This window comes from Mycobacterium sp. (genome assembly GCF_008709575.1).
Taxonomy (GTDB): domain Bacteria; phylum Actinomycetota; class Actinomycetes; order Mycobacteriales; family Mycobacteriaceae; genus Mycobacterium.
The window spans coordinates 1-698 of sequence record NZ_VYIK01000343.1 but is presented as its reverse complement, the minus strand read 5'-3'; the positions used below and the strand labels follow the sequence as shown (position 1 = coordinate 698).

The 698-nt window shown below is 57.4% G+C and carries 1 pseudogene; it reads right to left on the bottom strand.

The features are described from left to right. A pseudogene (locus F6Q13_RS18850) lies at positions 1–443 on the bottom strand (hypothetical protein); the annotation flags it as partial. Positions 444–698: the final 255 nt, after the last annotated feature.

Genomic DNA, 698 nt, shown 5'->3' with positions numbered 1-698 from the left:
ACCCGAGGGCACCGATCCCAGATAGAAAAGTCTCCGGGAAAACGGGGGAGGTCCATGGCGCCGATCTTGTCGGACATCTTGGCGATATTGCGCGGCGTAAAGGCCACGCTGACGATATTGCGCATCTCGGTGTGACGGGGCGGGTCCGTCACAATGAACGACAGCATCGTCTCCAATTGGGGAAAATCGTCGATGAATACACCATCGGCGGAGCTGAACACCTCGGGCTTGCGTGAGATCTCGGCGATGTGCGCGTGTTTGACGACCGACCAGAAACCCTTGGCGTTGTTCAGGTTCGGGTCCAGTGAGTCAGGTGGGCCGTTCCAGCTCACCGGTTTGTTTGCGCGCAGCCAGCGGAACGTGTCATGGTGTGTGGATCGGGGCAATGCCCAGAATTCCAGCGAATTCAGGTTGGTGTTCACACCTTCTGTCGGAGTGGTCATCGGGGGTGGTACCTCAACTCTCGATGGTCTGAGCCGGCGAAGGTTCGTGGGCCGGATGGACACGACGCTAAGCCCGTGCGCTGGGCGGCACATCGCCAAATGGGATCAGAAATGCTGCGACTAAGTGGGTATGTTCCGGCTCACTATCCCGGATGGAATATGAGAAACACCACCTCTTGTCCCGCGCCGTTAATTCGTTGTATTAATCTTCCAATGGACTCCAGGTTCTGCTCGGCGGTCTTGGTCCACACGAAT